The organism is Streptomyces sp. NPDC006261 (genome assembly GCF_040613515.1).
GTDB lineage: Bacteria > Actinomycetota > Actinomycetes > Streptomycetales > Streptomycetaceae > Streptomyces.
The window spans coordinates 1-19619 of sequence record NZ_JBEXSI010000002.1 but is presented as its reverse complement, the minus strand read 5'-3'; the positions used below and the strand labels follow the sequence as shown (position 1 = coordinate 19619).

The window sequence follows — 19619 nt, the reverse complement described above, 5'->3', positions numbered from 1 at the left end:
TTGACGACCCGTCAGGTCCAGCCGTACGGTCCCCTCATGCCCCTCTCCGCGTACGACGCGTACGACCTCACGGGCCGCTCCGCATTCGTCACCGGGGCCGCCAGCGGCATCGGCCGGGCGAGCGCCGTACTGCTGGCCGAGGCCGGAGCCACGGTCCACTGCGCCGACCGCGACGAGACGGGCCTGCGCCGAACGTACGAGGTGATCACGAGCGCGGGCGGCACGGCCCGCACCCACCCCCTCGACGTCACCGACCGGGACAGGGTCCACGCGGCCGTCCGGGCGGCGGGCGAGCTCGACGTCCTGGTCGCCGTGGCCGGGATCATGCACACCAGCAGCGTCCTGGAGACGGAGGACGACGATCTGGACCGGGTACTGGCCGTCAACTTCAAGGGGGTGCTGTACGCCTGCCAGGAGGTGGCCCGCTCCATGATCGCCCGCTCCGCGCCCGGTTCTCTGATCACGATGGCGTCCGGCGCCGTGGACTCCGCGAGCGCGGGCCTGCTCTGCTACAGCGCGGCGAAGGCGGCCGTGGTCCAGCTCACCAAGACGCTCGCCACCGAGCTGGGCCCCCACGCCATACGGGTGAACGCGGTGGCCCCGGGCTGGATCCGTACGCCGATGACCGATCGGCACGGAGCCGGACAGCAGCAACGGGCGGAGGCCACGATGGCCCGGATCTCTCCCCTGGGCCGGGTCGGCGAACCGCAGGATGTCGCCCACACCGTCCTGCACCTGGCGTCCGACGCGTCGGCCTTCACCACCGGCCAGATCCTCCGCCCGAACGGCGGCGTCGCCATGCCCTGGTGAACCCGGCCGCAAGCCGCCCAGGAGCCGCCGCAAGCCGCCGCGGCCCGCCCCGTGAAACCCGCTCCCCCGGCCCCGCGCGCTCGACCGGCACCTCCGCCGCACCCCCCGGGGCCCCCGACGCCACCGAGGCCACGTGGACCGGCAGCAGGCTCAGCCCCCAGCCGCCCGCCGCCACCGCGCCCTCCACCACACCGGCCTGCTCCGGCTGGAGCGCCAGCCGCAGCACCGCCCACCACCACAGCCCGCCGAGGACCAGCGCCGGCACCCGTCGCCGTACCATCGCTGCCCTCCTGCGGCCGACGCCCTTTCGGGCAGTTTCCCCTGGCAGCGGCACCCCTGCATCCAGAACGTACGGCCGACGGCTCCCCGCACACGTGGGTGCCCCCGCCGGAGATCGGCGGGGGCACCCGGGTTGCTCAGGCGTCCGGAAGGGTCCGGCGCTCAGGGAGCAGCGGCCGCGAGGGGCTACCTGTCGTTGTCGTCGCGGAGCGAGTCCGTGACGCCCTTCGCACGGTCGCCGGCCTCGTCGACCTTGTCCTTGGCCGCGGCCTTGGTCTGGTCGGCCTTGCCCTCGGACTCCTTGCGGCGGTCGCCGGTCAGCTTGCCTACGGCCTCCTTGCCCTTGCCCTTGAGCTTGTCCATGGCGTTGTCACCAGTCACGATGTCGGTTCCTTCCGCTCAGGCACTTTCGGCCTGGAACATCCAGGCGTGCTTTTCGAGGTCTGCCGTCAGTGAGATCAGGATGTCCTGGGTGATGGGATCCGGCGCGTCGGTGACGTCGATGCGCTCCCGCATCCGCCCGATGACCACACCCAGGGCGTCCACGAGCGCCTTCACTGCGTCGGTGTCCTTGATCCAGCCGTCGGGGACGGACCGGATGGCGGTCTCCTTGGCCACGGTCGCGGAGCGGCCGTCCGGGTTGACCCCGATCGCGGAGGCTCGCTCGGCGACCGTGTCGGAGTGCTGCCGGGCCGTGACGACCACGTCGTCGAGCTGAAGGTGCACGGACCGGAAGCGCGGGCCGACCACGTTCCAGTGGATCTGCTTCGCCACGAGGGAGAGGTCGACCAGGTCGACCAGGTCGACCAGCGCGCCTTGCAGCGCTTCTCCGACGAGCTTGAGATCGCTGTCGGACAGTGGGCTCTTCACCACAGACATGCACAACTCCCATCCGTCAGGCGTACTGCTGACCGTCGTCAGGCGTTTCGCTGACCGTTTCGGCGCACCACTTACGATGGCACAAAAGAAACAAAACAGTCATGTTGGCCTCAACCTCCGTCTGCCCGCTCCCTCGCGCCTCACACACGAAAGGCGCACACGAAAGGCATCCACGGAAAGGGCGCTCGGAGCGCCCACGTAAGCCGCACACGCAAAAGTCCCGGCCGACCCCTGTGGGGGCCGACCGGGACTCCGTTCGAGCACTGTGCCGCGCGCGGATCAGGCGGCGACGACGTCCACCGCTTCCGCGGGCGCCTTGATGGTCACCCGTCCCGACGGCACTCCTGCGACCGACGACACGGAGACGGAATTGAGCATGGGACGAACCGGTACTGGGACCGGATCACTGGCAGCTGCCGACTCGGCCAGCTCAGCGAGCGAGAGCTCGTCGCTCACTTCACGCATGAGCTCGGACATCCGTACGTCAAGCGCGTCGCAAATCGCGGAGAGCAGCTCGGAGGATGCCTCCTTCTGCCCCCGCTCCACCTCGGACAGATAACCGAGCGAGACCCGGGCGGACGAGGAGACTTCGCGCAGAGTACGGCCTTGGCGCTGGCGCTGCCGACGCAGCACGTCACCCAGCAGGCGACGGAGCAGAATCATCGGTGGCTCCCTCCTCGGACCGCGTAGCCGCATCCTTCACGCCCTACCGTACCGCCTTGTGCTGCGGCCGTGCGGGGAGCGATGTCGTGTTCACTCAGGGCTGCAAACATCAATTCCCCCCGATCTGTTCCGTATCCTGTGCCCGCGCATTCTCTCCGAGTTCGTCGGCCAGTAGATCGAGGACGCTTCGTACACTCTCTCTACGGATGTCCGCCCTCGGACCATTCAATCGCAGAGCGGACACTTTCTCGATGCCGGAAGGTCCAGCGACGGCCACGTAGACCGTCCCGACGGGCTGCCCGTCCTGCGGCTCCGGGCCGGCGACACCGGTCGTGGAGAGGCCCCAGTCCGCGCCGAGAGCGCGGCGCACCCCGGCCGCCATCTGCCGCGCGACCTCGGGATCCACCGCCCCGTGCTCAGCCAGGAGGGTCCGGTCCACGCCGAGGACCTCGCCCTTGAGAACCGTGGCGTACGCCGTCACCGATCCGCGGAAGGACCGGGAGGCGCCGGGTACGGAGGTGAGTTCGGCAGCCACCAGGCCGCCCGTCAGCGATTCGGCGACGGCGAGCGTCTCACCGCGCTCCACGAGCCGCTCCAGCACCCGGGCAGCGGCTGTCACCGCTCGGCCTCCGCGCCGTCACGCGCACGCACGGCGGGCTCCGCAGGCGTCGAACCACCGGACACCCGCACGGCCGCCCCAGGAACACCGGCGTCCGCCGCACCGGCAGCACCGGCGTCCGCGACAACGGCCCCAGGAGACCCGGCCGCCTCGTTCAGCGCCTCCGCGGTCCGGCCGACGGCGGCGCGCTCCGCGGCGAGGCTCCTGCGGCGCAGGACGACGGCCTGGCGTACGTAGTCGAGGCCGGTGACGACCGTCAGCACGACGGCCACCATCATCATCCAGAAGCGCAGGGTCGCCAGCGGGCCGGTGAGCACGAGGACGTACATCCCGGCCGCCGTCCCCTGCGCAAGCGTCTTCAGCTTGCCGCCTCTGCTGGCCGGGATCACCGCATGCCGGATCACCCAGAACCGCATCAGCGTGATGCCCAGCTCACGCGCGAGGATCACTCCGGTGATCCACCACGGCAGGTCGCCCAGAACGGAGAGGGAGACCAGGGCCGCTCCCATGATCGCCTTGTCGGCGATCGGGTCGGCGATCTTACCGAAGTCCGTGACCAGGTCGTACGCCCGCGCCAGATGCCCGTCGAACAGATCGGTGATCATCGCGACGGCGAAGGCCGCCCAGGCGAAGGAGCGCCAGACCGGGTCGTATCCGCCGTCGTGGAACAGCAGGAGGACGAATCCGGGGACGAGCAGCAGCCGCACCATGGTCAGGATGTTGGCGATGTTCCAGAGGCTGGCCTGGTTGACGGCCGCAGTGCCCAGCTTGCCGCCGCGGACCGGCTTCGCGCCGGAACCGCCTGCCGCGGATGCCGGGGCTCCCGTCATCTGGCCGCCTCCGCAAGCTCGTGGTGTTCGGCCACCAGGTCGACGCCCTCGGTGCCCACTGCCTTTGCCTCGACCATACGGCCCGGCACGAGTCCCTCGCGTGTGGTGAAGACCACCTGGCCGTCCGTTTCCGGGGCCTGGTGCGCGGCCCGGCCGATCGCGACCTCGCCGTCCTCGTCCGACTCGACGGACTCCACGAGCACCTGGAGGGTCTCGCCGACGCGCTCCTCGGCCCGCTGCGAGGTCAGTTCCTCGGCCAGCTGCGAGATGTGGGCGAGCCGCTCGGCGATCGTGTCGGCGTCCAGCTTGTTCTCGTAGCCGACCGCCTCGGTGCCCTCCTCGTCGGAGTACCCGAAGACGCCGATGGCGTCGAGCCGGGCACCGGTGAGGAAGCGCTCCAGCTCGGCGAGGTCGGCCTCGGTCTCGCCGGGGAACCCGACGATGAAGTTGGACCGGGCGCCGGCCTCGGGCGCCTTGATCCGGATGGTGTCCAGGAGCTCCAGGAAGCGGTCGGTGTCGCCGAAGCGGCGCATCGCGCGCAGCACGCCGGGCGCGGAGTGCTGGAAGGAGAGGTCGAAGTACGGCGCGACCTTGGGCGTCGAGGTGAGGACGTCGATGAGGCCGGGGCGCATCTCGGCGGGCTGGAGGTAGCTGACCCGGATCCGCTCGATGCCGTCCACGTCTGCCAGCTCGGGCAGCAGGGTCTCCAGGAGGCGGATGTCGCCGAGGTCCTTGCCGTAGGAGGTGTTGTTCTCGGAGACGAGCATGACCTCCTTGACGCCCTGCTCGGCCAGCCAGCGGGTCTCCTGGAGCACGTCCGAGGGACGGCGGGAGATGAAGGAGCCGCGGAAGGAGGGGATGGCGCAGAAGGAGCAGCGGCGGTCGCAGCCGGAGGCGAGCTTCACCGAGGCGACGGGGCTGGTGCCGAGCCGTCGGCGCAGGGGTGCCCGCGGTCCGGAGACCGGCGCTACGCCCTCGGGAAGGTCCTCAGGCGCCGGGGCAGGTGCCTCCTGGGCGTGCCCGGGCAGCGCCACGGCGGCGTCCTGCCGCTCGGCGGGACTGATGGGGAGCAGCTTGCGGCGGTCGCGCGGGGTGTGCGAGGCGTGGACGCCGCCGTTGAGGATGGTCTGCAGCCGGTCGGAGATGTCGGCGTAGTCGTCGAATCCGAGGACGCCGTCCGCCTCCGGCAGGGCCTCGGCGAGGTCCTTGCCGTAGCGCTCGGCCATGCAGCCGACGGCGACGACGGCCTGGGTGCGGCCGTGGTCCTTGAGATCGTTGGCTTCGAGCAGGGCGTCGACGGAGTCCTTCTTGGCGGCTTCGACGAACCCACAGGTGTTGACGACTGCGACATCCGCGTCGGAGGCATCCTCGACGAGGTCCCAGCCGTCCGCTGCCAAGCGGCCTGCAAGCTCCTCCGAGTCCACCTCGTTACGGGCGCAGCCAAGAGTGACAAGGGCGACGGTACGGCGTTCGGGCATGGACTCAAGACTACTTTGTCCCGGCGGTCCTCCCGCCGTGCAGGGTTGCCTGCCTCCCTCCTGCTACGGGGAGTAACAAGCGTCGAGACCGGAGGGAGACGCCGACGGGCGCCCGGCACGAGGCCGGACGCCCGTAGACAGGGTGGGAAAGCGCGGGGTCAGCCGGCCTCGGGGTCACCCTTGGTGTAGGTGAGCCGCTGGACCTGACCCGGCTCGAAACGGTCCTGGAGCTTCTTCCCGTTCACGAAGAGCTCCATCACCCCGGCGTTGCCGAGGACGAGGTCGATGCGCTCCTCGTCCTGGAAGGTCTTGGACTCACCTTCTAGCAGCAGCCCGTCGAAGAGCAGTCGGCCGTTGTGATCCTTGACGGAGATCCAGCTCTCGTCCCGGCTCACGCCGAGCTTGACCGTCACCTTGTCCCGGGGGGCGGCGGCGATGGCACTCTCGGACGGCACGGGCTTGGGATCGGCCGGCTTGGTGGTGGTGGGTTTGGCCGCGGTCTTGTCGGGCTTGGAGCCCTCCGCGACCTGGGCGGTGTTCGAGGGCTTGTCGTCTCCGCCGTTGAAGAGGGTGAAGCCGACGAACCCGATCACGGCCACGATGGCCGCGACCATGGCCGCGGTCCAGTTGGGCCGCCGCGGTTCGGATCGGATGCGTTCCGCTTCGAACAGCGGAGCCGCGGGGGTCGGTGCGGGACGGCCGCCGTGGTCGCCGTCGTAACGCTCGACCAGGGGTTCCGGGTCGACACCGACGGCACGGGCGATGTTGCGGATGTGGCCGCGTGCGTAGACGTCGCCGCCACAGCGCGAGAAGTCGTCCTCCTCGATCGCGTGCACGATGGGGATGCGCACCCGGGTGGAGCTGCTGACTTCCTCGACCGTCAGACCTGCGGTGATGCGAGCCTGCTGAAGGGCACGACCGATCGAAGGCCGGTCGTCTTCGGGGGAGTTGCCGATGGACACGGGGGCGCCTTTCGAGCGTGAGCCACCTGCTGGATGTTCAGTCTAGGGGGGGTACGAAAGGGAGGGGCAACCGGGAGGGACGGCTTTGTACGCCATCGGGTTCGCCGGACGGCCCCGCGGGCCGCTCCGCGCGCGGAGCGGGGACGGGACCGTGCCCCGATCGAGGACTGGGCAACCTGGAGTGGGCCGAACAGGGGGGACAACGGGCTGGGCGGAAGGTAGGAGCATCGTCCGCCCCTCCCTCCAACTGGACGTACGACCGCACGAAACGGTTGCCCACGAAACCTTTACGGGTGGATTACCTCTACGGAGCGGATTCCCCGCGGATGACGGCCAACACCCCGTCGAGCTCATCCGGTTTCACCATGACGTCGCGCGCCTTGGACCCCTCACTGGGGCCGACGATGCCGCGGGACTCCATCAGGTCCATCAGCCTCCCCGCCTTCGCGAAGCCGACCCGCAGTTTGCGCTGGAGCATCGAGGTCGACCCGAACTGGGTGGAGACGACCAGCTCGGCTGCCTGGCAGAGCAGGTCCAGGTCGTCGCCGATGTCCTCGTCGATCTCCTTCTTCTGCTTCGTACCGACCACGACGTCGTCCCGGAAGACCGGGGCCATCTGGTCCTTGCAGTGCTGGACGACAGCCGCGACCTCGTCCTCGGTGACGAACGCGCCCTGCATACGGGTGGGCTTGTTGGCGCCCATCGGGAGGAACAGCCCGTCGCCCTTGCCGATGAGCTTCTCGGCGCCGGGCTGGTCGAGGATGACCCGGCTGTCGGCGAGGGAGGAGGTGGCGAAGGCGAGCCGGGAGGGCACGTTCGCCTTGATCAGACCGGTCACCACGTCGACCGAGGGACGCTGCGTGGCAAGCACCAGGTGGATCCCGGCGGCCCGGGCCAGCTGGGTGATGCGGACGATGGAGTCCTCGACGTCGCGCGGGGCGACCATCATCAGGTCGGCCAGCTCGTCGACGATCACCAGGAGGTACGGGTACGGGGACAGCTCCCGCTCGCTGCCCTCGGGCGTCTTGGCCTTGCCGGTGCGCACGGCGTGGTTGAAGTCGTCGATGTGCCGGTAGCCGAAGGCGGCGAGGTCGTCGTAGCGCAGATCCATCTCCCGCACGACCCACTGGAGCGCCTCGGCCGCCTTCTTCGGGTTGGTGATGATCGGGGTGATCAGGTGCGGGATGCCCTCGTACGCGGTGAGCTCGACGCGCTTGGGGTCGACCAGGACCATCCGGACGTCCTCCGGGGTGGCCCGCACCATGACCGAGGTGATCAGGCAGTTGATGCAGGAGGACTTACCGGAGCCGGTCGCACCGGCGACCAGGACGTGCGGCATCTTCGCCAGGTTGGCCATCTCGTAGCCGCCCTCGACGTTCTTGCCGAGCGCCACGAGCATCGGGTGGTCGTCCTCGGCCGCGTCCGCCAGGCGCAGAACGTCGCCGAGGTTGACCATCTCCCGGTCGGAGTTGGGGATCTCGATGCCGACGGCCGACTTGCCCGGGATCGGCGAGATGATCCGTACGTCTGGACTGGCGACGGCGTACGCGATGTTCTTGGCGAGCGCCGTGATCTTCTCGACCTTCACGGCGGGGCCGAGCTCGATCTCGTACCGGGTGACCGTCGGGCCCCGGGTGAAGCCGGTGACGACGGCGTCGACCTTGAACTCGGTGAAGACGTTGGTCAGCGAGGCGACGACGGCGTCGTTGGCGGCGCTGCGGGTCTTGCCTGGCCCGCCGCGCTCCAGCAGGTCGAGCGAGGGCAGCGAGTACGTGATGTCGCCGGAGAGCTGGAGCTGCTCGGCCCGGGCGGGCAGGTCCCCGGTCCGCTCGGGTACGGGCTTGGTCAGATCGGGTACGCCGCCGGGGTCACCGGACACGGCGGCGGAGGCGGCCCCCGCCTTGCCCGCGCCCGAGTCCTTGCCCGCGCCCCGGTCCTTGCCCGTGCCGCCGTGCTGTCCGGCCTCCCGGGCTCCGGGCACGGGCGGGGAGCCGGTACGGTCCCGTTCCCGGTCCACCGAGACGCCCTGGGTCAGGTCGGCGACGACCGGCGAGGGCGGCATGCCGTTGAGCACGGCCCCGTCGAGTGCGGCGGCCGCGGCCGCGGCGACGTCCACCGCGTCCAGGGGCCGGTTCATCGCGGGCTGGGCGGCGGGCCGACGGGGCCGCCTGCGCTTGGTTAGCGCTTCGGCCTCGGCGCTGTCGTGGTCGTACACGGCGTCGTCGGCGTCCGGGGCCTGCCGGCGCGCGGAGCCGCGCCGCGTCCCGGCTGGCAGCGCCTCGCGCCACTGCTCGTCGTAGCGCTCGTCGTCGTCCTCGTACAGCTCGCCGGGTTCGTACGCCGGTTCCACGATGCCGAGGCGGACGCCGAGCTGCCGCAGCCGGCGCGGGATGGCGTTGACCGGGGTCGCGGTGACGACGAGAAGGCCGAAGACGGTGAGCAGCACCAGCAGCGGTACGGCTAGGACCTCGCCCATCATGAAGATCAGCGGCTTCGACGCGGCCCAGCCCACCAGCCCGCCCGCGTCCTGCATCGCCTCGGTGCCGTCCTCGCGGCCCGGCGACCCGCAGGCGATGTGGACCTGGCCGAGGACGCCGACGACCAGGGCGGAGAGCCCGATGACGATCCGGCCGTTGGCCTCGGGCCGCTCCGGATACAGGATCAGCCGAACCGCCATGGCGCCGAGCAGTATCGGCGCGAGCAGATCGAGCCGGCCGAACGCCCCGGTCACCAGCATCTCCACCAGGTCGCCGACCGGCCCTTGGAGGTTGGACCAGGTGCCCGCGGCCACGATCAGCGCGAGGCCGAGGAGCAGGAGTGCGAGGCCGTCCTTGCGGTGGGCGGGGTCAAGTCCCTTCGCACCGCGCCCTATGGAACGGAACACCGCGCCGACGCCGTGGGCGGTGCCGAGCCAGATGGCGCGCACCAGCCGGTAGATGCCGTTGGTGGGGGACGGTGCGGGTTTGGGCGCGGGCCTCCTGGCCGCCGCTTTCTTCGCGGGCGCCTTCCTCGCGGTCGCGCTCGCCTTCTTCGGGGCGGACTTCCTGGCGGGCGCGGCTTTCTTCGCCGGCCCGGGAGTACGGCCGACGCGCTTCGCGGTGCCCGCCGTGCCCTGGGAACCCTTGCCGGACGTACGTGAGGCCATGGTGCCGAGGTTACCGTTGTCGACGCCCGTGAACACGTTCGCCTACCGGTTCACCCGACCGTGTCGCCTCTGGATGATCGGGAGCTGACGCTCCCTCAGGGCGAGGAGCGCTCCGGACACGCCCCGAAGCCCCTCGATTCGCACGAATGCCCTCGGTTCTCCTGCTGCGAGGCCCTAGTTCTGAGCGGGCAGGATCCCGGCGCCGCCGCCCGTACCCGGCTCCAGCGCGTCGAGCGCGCGGCGCAGGCCGGTCAGCTTGCGTTCGAGATGGGCCGCCGTGGCGACGGCCGCGGCGTCGGCGGACTCGTCGTCGAGCTGCTTGGAAAGGGCTTCCGCCTGCTCCTCGACCGCCGCGAGCCGCGCGGAGAGTTCGGCCAGCAGACCGGCGGGCTCCTTCTCGTGCCGGCCGCCCGCGTGGCCGTCGCCCTCCAGCTGGAGCCGCAGGAGCGCGGCCTGCTCGCGGAGCTTGCAGTTCTTCATGTACAGCTCGACGAAGACCGAAACCTTTGCCCGCAGAACCCACGGGTCGAACGGCTTCGAGATGTAGTCCACCGCGCCGGCCGCGTATCCCCGGAAGGTGTGGTGCGGGCCGTGGTTGATCGCGGTGAGGAAGATGATCGGGATGTCCCGCGTCCGCTCCCGCCGCTTGATGTGGGCGGCGGTCTCGAAACCGTCCATGCCCGGCATCTGGACGTCCAGCAGAATGACCGCGAAGTCGTCCGTGAGCAGCGCTTTGAGCGCTTCCTCCCCTGACGATGCCCGGACCAGTGTCTGATCGAGCGCAGAGAGGATGGCCTCCAGCGCCAGCAGATTCTCCGGCCGGTCATCGACCAGGAGGATCTTGGCCTTCTGCACCATGGCCCGTCCTCCTCGCCCCGGAAATGCGCCGGGTGCCGCCCCAGGGGACGACTCCCTTACGCCGTCCGTCCTTGTGCCGGTCATGGTAGCCGCACCCCGCCCGTCACCACACCCTGTCACCGCGATGTCACTGTGCACATACCGCAAACGCGGTGCGAGACCAGAAGGTTCCCCGGATGCAGGGCGTTCACACCCGTTCGCGCACAGCTGGTCAACGACTCAAGCTGATTCGTGCACCAGCCGATCACTCTCCGTGCATCCACTGCTCCATCACCGCAAGCAGATGATCAGGGTCGACCGGCTTCGTCACATAGTCGGAAGCCCCGCAGTCGATCGCCTTCTCCCGGTCGCCCTTCATCGCCTTCGCGGTGAGCGCGACGATCGGCAGCCCGGCGAACTGCGGCATCCGCCGGATCGCGGTCGTGGTCGCGTACCCGTCCATCTCGGGCATCATGATGTCCATCAGTACGACCGTCACATCGTCGTGCTGCTCCAGGACTTCGATGCCCTCACGGCCGTTCTCCGCGTACAGCACGGCGAGACCGTGCTGCTCCAGCACGCTGGTGAGCGCGAACACGTTACGGATGTCGTCGTCGACGATGAGCACCTTCTCACCGCGGAACCGGAACGTCCGCCGAGGCTCCGCAGCCTCCTCCGTCCCGGACGTGCTCCCCTGCACCCACTCCTCCTGCGGGGCACTCTCGGCCGCAGGCCGCCCGGCGGGCAGTGCGGGCCGTCGGGCGGCGTCCCCGAGGGCCTTGCGCCGCCGCCGGAAGGTCCCGGCGGAGTTGGCCGGGTCCCCGAGCGGGGCGGAATCGCCGCCCTGCGACGCCTGCCCGTTCTCGGATCCCGCGCCCAGCCCCTCGGTCGAACCGGAACCCACCTGCGGGTAGCCCTGGGGAGGCAGTTCGGCGCGGTGCAGCGGCAGGTACAGCGTGAAGGTGGAGCCCCGGCCCGGCTCGCTCGCCGCGTGGATCTCGCCGCCGAGCAGCCGCGCGATCTCCCGGCTGATGGAGAGCCCGAGGCCCGTGCCACCGTACTTGCGGCTCGTCGTCCCGTCCGCCTGCTTGAACGCCTCGAAGATCACCAGCATCTTGCTGGAGGCGATTCCGATCCCGGTGTCGGTGACCGAGAAGGCGATCAGCTCGGCGTCCGCGTCCCGCAGCGAGCCCGCCTCCAGCAGGTGCTCCCGGATCGCGTTCGGCACATCGGCGCCGGCCGGCCGGATCACCAGCTCCACCGCCCCGCCGTCGGTGAACTTCACCGCGTTGGACAGCAGGTTGCGCAGCACCTGGAGGAGGCGCTGCTCGTCGGTGTGCAGCGTCGCCGGAAGCTCCGGCGAGACCCGTACGGAGAAGTCGAGACCCTTTTCCGCGGTGAGCGGGCGGAAGGTCGCCTCCACGTAGTCGACCAGTTGGACCAGAGCGATCCGGGTCGGGCTGACGTCCATCTTGCCCGCCTCGACCTTCGACAGATCGAGGATGTCGTTGATCAGCTGGAGCAGGTCGGAACCGGCCCCGTGGATCGTCTCGGCGAACTCGACCTGCTTCGGCGACAGATTGCCCTCGGCGTTGTCCGCCAGCAACTTGGCCAGGATCAGCAGCGAGTTGAGCGGCGTACGCAGCTCGTGCGACATGTTCGCCAGGAACTCGGACTTGTAGCGCATCGAGACGGCGAGCTGCTCGGCGCGCTCCTCCAGGACCTGCCGCGCCTCCTCGATCTCGGTGTTCTTGACCTCGATGTCGCGGTTCTGCTGGGCCAGCAGCTCGGCCTTCTCCTCCAGTTCGGCGTTGGACGCCTGGAGGGCCTTCTGCCGGTTCTCCAACTCTTGCGAGCGGTCGCGCAGTTGCTCGGTCAGCTCCTGGGACTGCTCAAGGAGCTTCTCGGTCTTGGTGTTGACGCTGATCGTGTTGACGCTCGTCGCGATCATCTCGGCGAGCTGGTTGAGGAAGTCCCGCTGGATGTGTGTGAACGGCTGGAACGAGGCCAGTTCGATCACGCCGAGCACCTTGCCCTCGAAGAGGACCGGCAGCACGATCACATGCGCGGGCGGCGCCTCGCCGAGACCGGAGGAGATCTTCAGATACCCCGGCGGCACATTGTCGACCTGGATGGTCCGCTTCTCCTCGGCCGCTGTCCCGATGAGCGTCTCACCGGGCCGGAACGAGGTCGGCATCGAACCCGCGGAGTAGCCGTAGCTCCCCCGCATGCGCAGCTCGTACGAGCTGTCGTCGGCGTTGTCCGGACCCACCTCGTCCGAGTCGCCCGGGGACATGGCCAGGAAGAACGCGCCGTGCTGCGCCGAGACCACCGGCGTCAGCTCGCTCATGATCAGCGAAGCCACGTCGTCCAGATCGCGGCGGCCCTGCATCAGACCGGAGATCCGGGCCAGGTTGCCCTTCAGCCAGTCCTGCTCCTTGTTGGCGAGGGTGGTGTCGCGCAGGTTGGCGATCATCGTGTTGATGTTGTCCTGGAGGACCTGGATCTCGCCGGCCGCGTCCACGTCGATCTTCAGGTTCAGATCGCCGCGGGTCACCGCCGTGGCGACGGCCGCGATGGCGCGCACCTGGCGGGTCAGGTTCCCGGCCATCTCGTTCACCGACTCGGTGAGGTCGCGCCAGGTGCCGTCGACGTCCCGGACCCGCGCCTGACCGCCCAGCTGTCCTTCGGTACCCACCTCGCGAGCGACCCGGGTGACCTGATCGGCGAACGAGGAGAGCTGGTCGACCATCGTGTTGATGGTGTTCTTCAGCTCCAGGATCTCACCGCGGGCGTCGATGTCGATCTTCTTGGTCAGGTCGCCCTTGGCGATGGCTGTGGTGACCGTGGCGATCTGACGCACCTGGCCGGTCAGGTTGGAGGCCATCGAGTTCACGGACTCGGTGAGGTCCTTCCACGTCCCCGAGACTCCCGGCACCCGGGCCTGGCCGCCGAGCTCACCTTCCGTACCCACCTCACGGGCCACACGCGTGACCTCGTCCGCGAACGAGGACAGCGTCGTCACCATGGTGTTGACGGTGTCGGCCAGCTCCGCGACCTCGCCGCGCGCCTCAACGGTGACCTTCTTCGTCAGGTCGCCGTTGGCGACCGCGGAGGAGACCCGGGAGATGTTCCGCACCTGGCTGGTCAGGTTGTTGGCCATCAGGTTGACGTTGTCGCTGAGGTCCTTCCAGATGCCGGTCGCCCCGCGCACCCGTGCCTGACCGCCGAGGATGCCCTCGGTTCCCACCTCGCGGGCCACTCGCGTGACCTCGTCCGCGAAGTTGAGCAGCTGGTCGACCATCGTGTTGACGGTCGTGACCAGTTCGAGGATCTCGCCCTTGGCGTCGACGGTGATCTTCTTCGAGAGATCGCCCTTGGCGACCGCCGTGGTGACCTCGGCGATGTTGCGGACCTGGAGGGTGAGGTTGTTCGCCATGCCGTTGACGGAGTGGGTGAGGTCCTTCCACGTACCGGACACGCCCTGCACCTCGGCCTGTCCTCCGAGGATGCCCTCCGTACCCACCTCGCGGGCGACCCGCGTCACCTGCTCGGCGAAGTTGGACAGCTGGTCCACCATCGTGTTGAGGGTGTTCTTGAGCTCCAGGATCTCGCCCCGGGCGTCCACGTCGATCTTCTGCGACAGGTCACCTCGCGCCACCGCCGTGGCGACCTGCGCGATGTTGCGGACCTGAGCGGTGAGGTTCCCCGCCATGCCATTCACCGAATCGGTGAGATCGCGCCACACCCCGGCCACACCGGGCACCTGCGCCTGACCGCCGAGCCGCCCGTCCGTACCCACCTCGCGGGCGACGCGGGTCACCTGGTCGGCGAAGGCCGAGAGCTGGTCGACCATCGTGTTGATCGTGTTCTTGAGCTCCAGGATCTCGCCCCGGGCGTCCACGTCGATCTTCTGCGACAGGTCACCTCGCGCCACCGCTGTCGTCACCTGGGCGATCTGCCTCACCTGGGAGGTGAGGTTTCCGGCCATGAAGTTGACGGAGTCCGTGAGCTCCTTCCACGTGCCAGAGACGCCGTCCACCCGTGCCTGACCGCCGAGGCGGCCCTCGGTGCCCACGTCCCGGGCCATCCGCGTCACCTGGTCGGCGAAGCTGGACAGCTGGGCCACCATCGTGTTGACGGTGTTCTTCAGCTCCAGCATCTCCCCGGCCACGTCCACGGTGACCTTCTGCGACAGGTCACCGTTGGCGACCGCCGTCGTCACCTGGGCGATGTCCCGGACCTGGCCGGTCAGGTTACGGAAGGCGGTGTTCACCGAGTCGGTGAGGTCCTTCCACGTCCCCGCGGCGCCCGGCACCTCGGCCTGACCGCCGAGCCGGCCCTCGACGCCGACCTCCCGGGCGACCCGGGTCACCTCGGAACCGAACGACTGGAGCTGGTCCACCATCGTGTTGACGGTGTTCTTCAGCTCCAACATTTCCCCGGCCACGTCGACCGTGACCTTCTGCGACATGTCGCCGCTGGCCACAGCCGTGGTCACCTGGGCGATGTCGCGCACCTGGGTCGTCAGATTACGGAAGACCGTGTTCACCGAGTCGGTGAGGTCCTTCCACGTCCCCGCGGCGCCCGGCACCTGCGCCTGGCCACCGAGGAGCCCCTCGCCACCGACCTCGCTCGCCACACGTGTCACTTCGTCCGCGAAGGTGCGCAGCGTCTCGGTCATCTGGTTGATCGTCTCGGCGAGCTGGGCGACCTCGCCGCGCGCGCTCACCGTGACCTTCTGCGTCAGGTCACCGCTGGCGACCGCCGTCGTCACCTCCGCGATACCCCGCACCTGGGAGGTGAGGTTGCCCGCCATCGTGTTGACGGAGTCGGTGAGGTCCTTCCAGACCCCGGCCACACCCGGCACGGTCGCCTGACCGCCGAGCTCACCCTCCGTACCCACCTCACGGGCGACGCGCGTCACCTCGGAGGAGAACGAGGACAGCTGGTCGACCATCGTGTTGACGGTGTTCTTCAGCTGGAGCATCTCGCCGGCCACATGGACGGTGACCTTCCGCGACAGATCACCCTTGGCGACCGCCGTCGTCACCAACGCGATGTCACGCACCTGGGCGGTCAGCCGGTACGCCATGGTGTTGACGGAGTCCGTCAAATCCTTCCAGGACCCGGACATCCCGCGCACCTGGGCCTGCCCGCCGAGCTTGCCCTCGGTACCGACCTCGACGGCGACGCGGGTCACCTGTTCGGTGAAGACCGAGAGCTGGTCGACGAGGTTGTTGACCGTACGGGCGACCTTCAGGAACTCGCCGCGCAGCGGGCGTACCGTCTCGTCCGTCGTGTGCGACCGCAGCTCCATCCGCTGCTCCAAGTCACCGTCGGCGACCGCCGACAGCACCCGGCCCACCTCGGAGACCGGTCGCGCGAGATCGTCGACGAGCTCGTTGGACGCATCGATCGCCGCCGCCCAGGAGCCCTCGCAGGCCCCCGTCTCCAGCCGCTCCGTCAGCTTGCCCTCACGCCCGACCACACGCCGTACCCGCGCCAGCTCACCCGTGAGGTGGAGATTGCGGTCGGCGACCTCGTTGAAGACCGCCGCGATCTCCGTCATCACGCCGTCGCCGGAGACGGTGAGCCGCCTGCGGAAATTGCCGTCGCGCATCGCCACGAGTCCCGCCAGCAGCCTGTTCAGAGCTGCCGCGTCCACTTCGACGGTGCCATTGCGCTGCTTTTTCACGGACTGCCCGCCTTTTGTACGCGTTTCTGAACCCCGCGCCGCCACGCCAGACTCCACCGTGTCCCTCCCGCAGGGGTTGGCCGTTTCGCTCGGGCCTATCCGGATAGCTTGCCCAGTTCCACTTTGGCTCACCGCCACAGCACACCGTCAACGGGTGAGCGGGCGGACGTCAAATCGTTGCAACGTACCAGGCCGGAACAGGTCGGCGGGCAACCTCCCCCGCTCGCACCCCGTCACTCCCACCGGGAGACATACTCGTGCGCCCGCGCACAACTCCTGCGGCGTCCTGTCCCGATCTCGGCCCTCGTGTACCCGGCACCCTTGCCGAACGTCTAGCCTGGCAAGCGAATCGAAGCGGCAAGAAACGGGCACAGGACTCGGGGAAGCGACGAGACACCATATGGGGAGTGCTGTGATCACCGCGCGCGCGGCCGCCACCTTCGAACCGGTCGGGCGCTCGGTCGCGACCGCCCGCGCCTTTGTCCGGGACACCCTCCAGGGGTGGGGATACAACGATGTCGTCGACGACGCCGTCGTCCTCACCAGCGAGCTCGTCACGAACGCGGTGGTCCACGCGGGGACGGCGGCCGACGTGCTCTGCCTGCGCACCGAGGACGGCGTACGCGTCGAGGTCGCCGACCACTATCCGGAGCGTGAGGTCCCGCTCCAGAGCAACGGGCTCGACTTCGGCTCCCCGGACCGCGAGAACGGCCGCGGCCTGCTGCTCTGCGCCGCCCTGGCCTCCCGGTGGGGTGTCGAGTACACGCCCACTCGCAAACATGTCTGGTTCCAGCTGGACCTCCCCGAGCGTCCTGTCGGCATCCGCTCCGCAGGACCGCTCCTGCCCGTCGCGCTGCTGCCCGTGGCGGACCAGCGCGTACGGGTGGCCGTCGTCCAGATCGACCACTCCGGCTCGATCGCCGCGTGGAACGACGACGCGGCCTTCCTCTTCGGGCACGCGGCGGACCAGGTGTCCGGCAAGCAGCTCACCGACTTCGTGGCCTGGCCGCACACCCCCGGCACCAACACCGGCATCGCGGACGCGCTCCAGCTCTCCCGCTGGGAGGGCAGCTACGGGATCCGCTGCGCCGACGGCCGGGTCACCCCCGTCTACGCCTCGCACCTACGGGTCCGCGACACCGAGGGGGAACCGTCCACGGTCTGCCTCCTCGTCCGCGACTACGAACGCGCTGTGCTGCAGTCCCCGGTCCGTGCCCCGGTCTCCGACGCCTCGTCCGAGAGCCGCTCCACGGACCCGTTCGAGGTCTTCATCGGCTCCCCCGCCCCCGACGACCTGGACGGCCTGCTCCAGCGGACGGTGGAGCGGGCACGCGACATGCTCGACGCGGATTCCGCGTTCCTCCTCCTCGCCACCGACGACGAGACGGAGCTTGAGGTCCGCGCCACGACGGGCCTCCCCTCGGCCCGCCAGCGCTTCGCGAGAGTCCCCGTCGAAGCCGGCACCGGACGGTACGGCTCCGCCCGGATGCCGGCGGTCCACGAGGACCTGACCGCAGTCCCCGGCGCCGTCCCCCTGCTCACCGACACCGGGATGCGCTCGGTCGTCACGGTCCCGCTGAAGGTCGAGGGCCGCCTCACGGGCTCCCTGGGCGTCGCCGCCGAGGCCCCCGGCCGCTACTCGAACGAGGAGGCCCTGCGCCTCCAGTTCGCCGCCGACCGCATCGCCCTGGCGGTGGAGTCCGCACGCCTCGGCGAGCTGGAACGGCTGCGCCGCGGCTCCCTCTCCTTCCTCGTCGAGGCCTCCGACCTGCTGGCCGGCACGCTCGACCGCGACCAGACGCTGGCGCTCATGGCCCAGATGACGGTCCCGACCCTGGCCACCTGGTGCGCGGTCTACACGATCGCGGACCAGTCCTCGGACCCGTACCTCTCGTACGTGCTCCACGAGGACGAGGACCTCATCGACGGCCTCAAGGCCCTGCTCTCCAGGATCGCCCCGCCCGACCCGGTCCCGACGCCGGGCGCCCGCATCTGGGCCGCCCCGTCCGAGGCCGGCCACCGCGCGGCGCTGTCCACCTCCACCCGCAGCCTGGACCACGACGCGCCGCTGAGCATGAGCACGGCCACCCGCACCATCCTCGCCACGGCCCAGGCCGTCGGCGGTGAGACGGTGGTCCTGCCGCTGGTCGCCCGCAACCGCGTGATCGGCATGCTGACGCTCGGGAAGCCTTCGGACGACCACTTCCGCCAGGAGATCCTGGAACTGGCCGAGGACCTCTCCCGCAGAGCCGCCCTGGCCTTGGACAACGCGCGCCTGTACTCGGAGCGCATGGCGATCAGCCAGTCCCTCCAGCGGAGCCTGCTGCCTCCAGGCCTCCCCGACGTCCCGAACGTCGAGATCGAGGTCATCTACCGCGCCGCGGGCGAGGGCAACGAGGTCGGCGGCGACTTCTACGACGTCTTCCCGATCCACGACGGTGCCTACGGCTTCGCCATCGGCGACGTCTGCGGTACGGGCCCGGAAGCGGCCGCCGTCACCGGCCTGGCCCGCCACGCCCTGCGCCTGCTCGCCAAGGAGGGCTTCACCGGCCCGGCGGTCCTGGAGCGCCTCAACGCGGCCATCCTCGACGAGGGCGCCCGCAGCCGCTTCCTGACCCTCCTCTACGGCGAACTGTGGCCCCAGGAGGACGGCAGCGCCCTCCTGAAGATCGTCTGCGCCGGCCACCCGCTGCCGCTGCGCCTGCGCCCGGACGGCTCCGTGGAGTCAGCGGCCGAACCGCAGCCCCTGCTCGGCGTCCTGGAGGACCTGGAGCTGTACGAGCAGGAGGCGACCCTCGACCCGGGCGACGTCCTCCTCTGCGTCACCGACGGCGTCACCGAACGCCGCGAGGGCACCCGCATGCTCGGCGACGACGGCCTCGCGGACGTCCTGTCGACCTGTACGGGCCTGACGGCCGGAGCGGTCGCCGCACGCATTCTGCGGGCCGTGGAGCGCTTCGCCGCGGAGCCCGCCTCGGACGACATGGCCATCCTGGCAATGCGCGTCCCGGAGCCGCCCCGCATCTGAGGCCGGCAGCCGGCGGTAATGCACCAAAGCGAAAGGCCCCCGCCAATGGCGGGGGCCTTTCGCTTTCTCTCTGAGCCCCAATGCGGAATCGAACCGCAGACCTTCTCCTTACCATGGAGACGCTCTACCGACTGAGCTATTGGGGCCTTGCTGCGCTGTGGCAACGAGGTAAACCATACACGGGATCCGGGCATGCTCATAATCGATGCCGCCACGAGTTTGCCGGCCTGCTCGGCGACAGACCGACGACAGCTCAGCACCGTTCAGCCGTGCCGGGACGAGCGCGTCGGGTCCGGAACGCAGAAAAGCCCCGTGCCAATGGCACGGGGCTTTCCCGGAAAAATTGTTCGGCGGCGTCCTACTCTCCCACAGGGTCCCCCCTGCAGTACCA

13 protein-coding genes and 1 tRNA gene are annotated in these 19619 nt (G+C 69.7%); 2 read left to right on the top strand and 12 right to left on the bottom strand.

Annotated features, from left to right (window positions below):
* Nucleotides 1-36 precede the first annotated feature (36 nt).
* Nucleotides 37-810 (top strand): SDR family NAD(P)-dependent oxidoreductase, encoded by a 774-nt coding sequence (locus tag ABZ154_RS01380; RefSeq protein WP_356827919.1) that lies wholly within the window; start codon nt 37-39, stop codon nt 808-810.
* Here the strand turns inward: ABZ154_RS01380 and ABZ154_RS01375 are convergent.
* The 11 genes from ABZ154_RS01375 to ABZ154_RS01325 form a co-directional block, all read right to left on the bottom strand.
* Complete coding sequence (locus ABZ154_RS01375) at nt 758-1090, bottom strand: hypothetical protein (protein ID WP_356827917.1); 333 nt, start codon at nt 1088-1090, stop codon at nt 758-760. The genes ABZ154_RS01380 and ABZ154_RS01375 overlap by 53 nt on opposite strands.
* Before the next feature lie 185 nt (nt 1091-1275).
* Complete coding sequence (locus ABZ154_RS01370) at nt 1276-1452, bottom strand: CsbD family protein (RefSeq protein WP_356828172.1); 177 nt, start codon at nt 1450-1452, stop codon at nt 1276-1278.
* 36 nt (nt 1453-1488) lie between these two features.
* A complete protein-coding gene (locus ABZ154_RS01365; RefSeq protein WP_356827915.1) occupies nt 1489-1968 on the bottom strand; it encodes a DNA starvation/stationary phase protection protein in 480 nt (159 codons plus the stop codon).
* 279 nt (nt 1969-2247) lie between these two features.
* A complete protein-coding gene (locus ABZ154_RS01360) occupies nt 2248-2631 on the bottom strand; it encodes a helix-turn-helix transcriptional regulator (protein WP_003965837.1) in 384 nt (127 codons plus the stop codon).
* A gap of 109 nt (nt 2632-2740) precedes the next feature.
* Nucleotides 2741-3250 (bottom strand): CinA family protein, encoded by a 510-nt coding sequence (locus ABZ154_RS01355; protein WP_356827913.1) that lies wholly within the window; start codon nt 3248-3250, stop codon nt 2741-2743.
* Nucleotides 3247-4080 carry a CDP-diacylglycerol--glycerol-3-phosphate 3-phosphatidyltransferase gene (pgsA, locus tag ABZ154_RS01350; protein WP_356827911.1) on the bottom strand — a complete coding sequence of 278 codons (834 nt, stop codon included), beginning with the start codon at nt 4078-4080 and terminating at the stop codon, nt 3247-3249. Before pgsA ends, ABZ154_RS01355 begins: the two co-directional genes overlap by 4 nt.
* A complete protein-coding gene (rimO, locus tag ABZ154_RS01345; protein ID WP_356827909.1) occupies nt 4077-5558 on the bottom strand; it encodes a 30S ribosomal protein S12 methylthiotransferase RimO in 1482 nt (493 codons plus the stop codon). The genes pgsA and rimO overlap by 4 nt, the downstream gene beginning before the upstream one ends.
* A 158-nt stretch (nt 5559-5716) precedes the next feature.
* Nucleotides 5717-6520: a RodZ domain-containing protein gene (locus tag ABZ154_RS01340; protein ID WP_356827907.1), complete on the bottom strand. Its 804-nt coding sequence runs from the start codon at nt 6518-6520 to the stop codon at nt 5717-5719.
* A gap of 304 nt (nt 6521-6824) precedes the next feature.
* Nucleotides 6825-9665, bottom strand: coding sequence for a DNA translocase FtsK (locus tag ABZ154_RS01335; protein ID WP_356827905.1), 2841 nt, complete (start codon nt 9663-9665; stop codon nt 6825-6827).
* Nucleotides 9666-9839: 174 nt separating this feature from the next.
* Complete coding sequence (locus ABZ154_RS01330) at nt 9840-10523, bottom strand: response regulator (protein ID WP_356827903.1); 684 nt, start codon at nt 10521-10523, stop codon at nt 9840-9842.
* Between the two features lie 244 nt (nt 10524-10767).
* Nucleotides 10768-16200: a HAMP domain-containing protein gene (locus tag ABZ154_RS01325; RefSeq protein ID WP_356827902.1), complete on the bottom strand. Its 5433-nt coding sequence runs from the start codon at nt 16198-16200 to the stop codon at nt 10768-10770.
* A 400-nt stretch (nt 16201-16600) separates the two neighbouring features.
* On the opposite strand from ABZ154_RS01325, the gene ABZ154_RS01320 reads away from it, so the two are divergent.
* Nucleotides 16601-19228: a SpoIIE family protein phosphatase gene (locus tag ABZ154_RS01320; RefSeq protein ID WP_356827900.1), complete on the top strand. Its 2628-nt coding sequence runs from the start codon at nt 16601-16603 to the stop codon at nt 19226-19228.
* A gap of 73 nt (nt 19229-19301) precedes the next feature.
* Here ABZ154_RS01320 and ABZ154_RS01315 read toward each other — a convergent pair.
* A tRNA-Thr gene (locus ABZ154_RS01315) sits at nt 19302-19374 on the bottom strand.
* Nucleotides 19375-19619: the final 245 nt, after the last annotated feature.

What these genes read in the sequence shown, in the direction of transcription:
- ABZ154_RS01360 (WP_003965837.1), bottom strand. Translation starts at nt 2,631, where the DNA reads ATGATTCTGCTCCGTCGCCTGCTGGGTGACGTGCTGCGTCGGCAGCGC.
- ABZ154_RS01375 (WP_356827917.1), bottom strand. Translation starts at nt 1,090, where the DNA reads ATGGTACGGCGACGGGTGCCGGCGCTGGTCCTCGGCGGGCTGTGGTGG.
- ABZ154_RS01330 (WP_356827903.1), bottom strand. Translation starts at nt 10,523, where the DNA reads ATGGTGCAGAAGGCCAAGATCCTCCTGGTCGATGACCGGCCGGAGAAT.
- ABZ154_RS01335 (WP_356827905.1), bottom strand. Translation starts at nt 9,665, where the DNA reads ATGGCCTCACGTACGTCCGGCAAGGGTTCCCAGGGCACGGCGGGCACC.
- ABZ154_RS01370 (WP_356828172.1), bottom strand. Translation starts at nt 1,452, where the DNA reads ATGGACAAGCTCAAGGGCAAGGGCAAGGAGGCCGTAGGCAAGCTGACC.
- ABZ154_RS01320 (WP_356827900.1), top strand. Translation starts at nt 16,601, where the DNA reads ATGGGGAGTGCTGTGATCACCGCGCGCGCGGCCGCCACCTTCGAACCG.
- ABZ154_RS01365 (WP_356827915.1), bottom strand. Translation starts at nt 1,968, where the DNA reads ATGTCTGTGGTGAAGAGCCCACTGTCCGACAGCGATCTCAAGCTCGTC.
- pgsA (WP_356827911.1), bottom strand. Translation starts at nt 4,080, where the DNA reads ATGACGGGAGCCCCGGCATCCGCGGCAGGCGGTTCCGGCGCGAAGCCG.
- ABZ154_RS01380 (WP_356827919.1), top strand. Translation starts at nt 37, where the DNA reads ATGCCCCTCTCCGCGTACGACGCGTACGACCTCACGGGCCGCTCCGCA.
- rimO (WP_356827909.1), bottom strand. Translation starts at nt 5,558, where the DNA reads ATGCCCGAACGCCGTACCGTCGCCCTTGTCACTCTTGGCTGCGCCCGT.